This window comes from Schnuerera sp., from assembly GCF_035459645.1.
In the GTDB taxonomy this organism is placed as follows: Bacteria; Bacillota; Clostridia; order Tissierellales; family Tepidimicrobiaceae; genus Schnuerera.
This window is the reverse complement of the sequence record NZ_DATHXO010000124.1, coordinates 1-3,952: the sequence shown is the minus strand read 5'-3', so window position 1 is coordinate 3,952 and position 3,952 is coordinate 1. Positions and strand designations below refer to the sequence as shown.

Genomic DNA, 3,952 nt, shown 5'->3' with positions numbered 1-3,952 from the left:
AAGTTGGAAGAGCAGGAGCCTATATACTATCTAATGGGAATAAAGGGAGAATAGTAATCGGTAAAGATACTAGAAAATCAGGAGATATGTTAGAGGCTGCATTAGTGGCAGGGATCTGTTCTGTTGGAATAGATGTGATATCTTTAGGTGTAGTGCCAACTCCAGCAGTTGCTTATTTGACTAGAAAATATGAGGCTTTAGCAGGAGTTGTTATTTCTGCATCCCATAATCCAGTAGAGTATAATGGAATAAAATTTTTTAATAGCAAAGGGTACAAATTGAAAGATGAAATAGAAGATGAAATTGAAAAATTCATATTTAATGATAAAGAAATAGCTTTAAGACCTATAAAAGAAAATATTGGACAAACTATTATTGAAGAAAAAGGGTATAAATATTATATAGATCATTTAAAATCCACTATAAATGTAGGATTACAGGGGATTAAGATAGCTGTTGATTGTGGAAATGGTGCTTTGTATGAAATTGCACCTAAGTTATTAAAAGCATTAAATGGTGAAATAATAATAATTAATGATAAACCAAATGGTGGCAATATAAATGTGGAATGTGGTTCTACCAATCCTTCTATGATTCAGTCCTTAGTAAAGGAAACTAAGGCAGATATAGGTCTATCTTTTGATGGAGATGGAGATAGATTAATAGCTGTAGATGAAAAAGGGAATATTATTGATGGAGACCATATACTAGCTATTTGTGGTACTTATCTACATGATAAAGGTAGACTTAAGAATAATAGGGTAGTAGGTACAGTGATGACAAATATGGGTTTAGATGTATATTTAAAAAATAAAGGTATGGATATTGTAAAAACTGCTGTTGGAGATAGGTATGTACTTGAGGAAATGCTTGCCAATGATTATGTTTTAGGAGGTGAACAATCTGGGCATATAATATTTTTAGAACATAATACTACAGGTGACGGATTGTTAACAGGGCTTCAATTAATTCAAGTAATGAAAGAAACTGGCAATAAATTATCTAAGCTGAATAGTTTAATGACAGATTTTCCTCAAGTGTTAGTAAATGCCAAAGTAAAAGAGGAACTAAAAAATACTTATTTAAATAACCAGGAAATAAAGTCGGAGATAGAAAAAATTGAGGAGATGTTTCATGGAGAAGGTAGAGTGGTTATAAGACCATCAGGAACAGAGCCACTTATTAGAGTTATGATTGAAGGGAAAAATAGAGATAAAATAGAAAAAATAGCTAAAGAATTAGCCAATTTTATAGAAGAAAGATTGGGAAAATAGAAAATTGAGGTGATGAAATGGAGTATAAAATAGTTGCTGATAGTAGTTGTGACTTAAACAAAAAGCTGAAAGATAAGTTAAATATAGGACTTGTACCACTAAAGATAGACGTAGAAGGGCAGACTTTTGTTGATGATGAGTCTTTAGATGTAAATGATTTACTTGTTGCAATGAAAAATAGCAAAAATCCTTTAAAAACATCTAGCCCTTCACCAGGAGAGTTTTTAAAAGAATATGAAAAAGGAGACAGTGTTTTTGTTGTAACATTATCGTCTGCATTAAGTAGTACTTATAGCAACGCTATGTTAGCTAAAAACATAGCCCTAGAAAAAGGAAATAAGTTTATTCATGTATTCGATTCTTTGAGTGCTTCTATTGGAGAGACTTTAGTGAGTATTAAAATATTTGATTTAATACAAAAAAACTATAGTAATACTGATATAGTTGCTAAGACCGAAGAATATATAAAGGAAATGAAGACATTTTTTATATTAGAATCCTTGGATAATTTAATGAAAGCAGGTCGTATAGGTAAAGTTATTGGACAAATAGCTACCAGACTATCTATTAAGCCTGTAATGGGTGCAAATGATGATGGTACTATAAAATTAGTAGAAAAGGTACGAGGAAGTAAAAGAGCTTTTAAAAGGTTAGTTGATATTATAGGGGAACAAGGAGAAAGGATAGAAGAAAAAATTTTAGGTATAGCCCATTGTAATGCAGAAGATAAAGCTAAACAACTAAAAAAGGAGATACAAAAAAAATATAAATTCAAGGATATTATAATTGTAGAAACTGCTGGATTAAGCACTGCTTATGCAGATGATGGAGGAATAATATTAGCCTTTTAAAAAAAGCAAACTCTCTATACTGAGAGTTTGCTTTTTTCTTGGTGGATAAATAGTTTTTTAAGCTTAACATGTAGTTCATATTCAGCTTCTGATATCTTTTCAGTTTCTTTTAAACTATCGAGTAATAATAAAAAATCAGTACATAGTTCATATAGATCATTTTCAACTCTATCCACAACACCACCCCATATACTTTATATTTATTTAAATTAAATAAAAAATTTAAAAATCCTTTAATAAATTGGAAATATTACAAAAAATTAATAGATTCTTATTTCAATGGTTAGGAATTATTATACTTAAAATTAATTGATATAAAATGCATACTTAGCATATATAAATAGTATATGTTATAATAGTAGTAATATAGTTTATATTTAAAATAGTTAAACAATTCGACAATAATAGACATGCAGAAATTAAAGGATTATTCAAATAAAAGTAGAAATATTAAAGTGTAGACTTATTTAGTAAAGAAGATACAGTTATTTAAGGTTCGGTTAGCAAATAGGGCTTATTTTAGCTTCCATCAAAGAATATTCAGTTTTTTGGCTAGTTTTTAAAAGTATTGTACTATACCTTTTATTGACAGAAATAAGTTAATAGTGGTATAATACAATATATTAATAATATTCAAAAAATAGAATTAAAGGGGGAGTATTTTTAATGAAAAGAAAATTATGGTTATTGTTAGCACTGGTATTAGTATTGTCAGTGTTCTTAGCTGCCTGTGGCCAATCTGAAGAGCCAGCAGATGTGGGTAGCGATGAAGACACAGAAGCAGAAGCTCCAGTTGAGGAGGATACAAAGAATCCAGCTGCAGCAAGAGACAATGCTGATGATACTATAATCATCGGTATGACAGAAGCAAAAGGTGAGTTTATGCCAGTTTATTACAGTACTGCATATGACGGTTATGTAGTTGATTACATCTTTGATGGACTATTTACCAATGACGAAGCAGGAAACTATGTACCTCATGTGGCAAAGGATTGGGAAGTATCAGAAGATAATTTAACTATTACTTTCCATTTAAGAGATGATGTTAAATTTTCAGATGGTACACCACTTACAGCTGAAGATGTAGAGTTTACTTACTTAGCAATGGCAGATCCAAATTATGATGGAAGATATTTTGCTTATGTTGATGGATTGGTAGGATATGAAGAATATGCTGAAGGAGATGCTGACAATTTAGCAGGTGTTGTTGTACATGACGAACACACTATATCCTTTACATTCAAAGAAGTATTAGCGGTGAATTTCGAATATTGTGGTATGGCAATTATGCCAAAACATCATTATGGTTTTGAAAAAGGTGATATTGACGCATTAAAGGCTAAGATGCAAGACCCACTTGGCTCTGGTGGATTTACATTTGAGCATTTAGAACCAAGTCAATATGTAGAATTGAAAGCTAACAAGGATTATTTCTTAGGAGCACCTAAATTTGAAAATTTAATTCTAAAGTTTACTACTTCTGAAACTATGTTAGCTGAGTTGGAAAAAGGAACCATAGACATTCAAGATTCAGTATCAAATACTGTAGAAAATCTTGAAACAATGGAATCTATGGGATATGTACACCTTAACGCATTTCCTAACAATGGATATGCATATATTGGATTAAATCATTCAGATCCAAGGTTAGCTGATAAAAATGTTCGCCAAGCATTGGTTTATGGGCTAGACCGTCAAGGTTTTGTAACAAACTTCTTTAAAGGTCATGGTCAAGTATGTCATGTTCCTTTATCTCCTGTATCTTGGCCGAGCTGATGCTGCAGGACGTACTCTATGCCGGCAGCGAACTGCGCGGAGGCGCCATCC

Annotated in this window: 4 protein-coding genes; 3 read left to right on the top strand and 1 reads right to left on the bottom strand. The window is 31.5% G+C overall.

Annotated elements, in window-relative coordinates; genetic code table 11:
- Together glmM and VK998_RS02915 are read left to right on the top strand one after the other, a co-directional pair.
- Positions 1 to 1,274: phosphoglucosamine mutase (gene glmM, locus VK998_RS02920; protein ID WP_325225287.1), on the top strand; the 1,274-nt coding region annotated here is incomplete at its 5' end.
- Positions 1,275 to 1,291: 17 nt separating this feature from the next.
- On the top strand, positions 1,292 to 2,125 hold the full coding sequence (locus VK998_RS02915; protein ID WP_325225284.1) for a DegV family protein: 834 nt from the start codon (positions 1,292 to 1,294) through the stop codon (positions 2,123 to 2,125).
- A gap of 14 nt (positions 2,126 to 2,139) precedes the next feature.
- On the opposite strand, the gene VK998_RS02910 is transcribed toward VK998_RS02915, so the two are convergent.
- Positions 2,140 to 2,301, bottom strand: a complete 162-nt coding sequence (locus VK998_RS02910; RefSeq protein WP_325225281.1) for a hypothetical protein — start codon at positions 2,299 to 2,301, stop codon at positions 2,140 to 2,142.
- 490 nt (positions 2,302 to 2,791) lie between these two features.
- Here VK998_RS02910 and VK998_RS02905 point away from each other — a divergent pair, with 490 nt between their 5' ends.
- A complete protein-coding gene (locus tag VK998_RS02905; protein WP_325225278.1) occupies positions 2,792 to 3,901 on the top strand; it encodes an ABC transporter substrate-binding protein in 1,110 nt (369 codons plus the stop codon).
- Positions 3,902 to 3,952 lie beyond the last annotated feature (51 nt).

Coding starts and splice junctions, on each gene's coding strand:
- VK998_RS02905 (WP_325225278.1), top strand. CDS start 2,792: ATGAAAAGAAAATTATGGTTATTGTTAGCACTGGTATTAGTATTGTCA.
- VK998_RS02915 (WP_325225284.1), top strand. CDS start 1,292: ATGGAGTATAAAATAGTTGCTGATAGTAGTTGTGACTTAAACAAAAAG.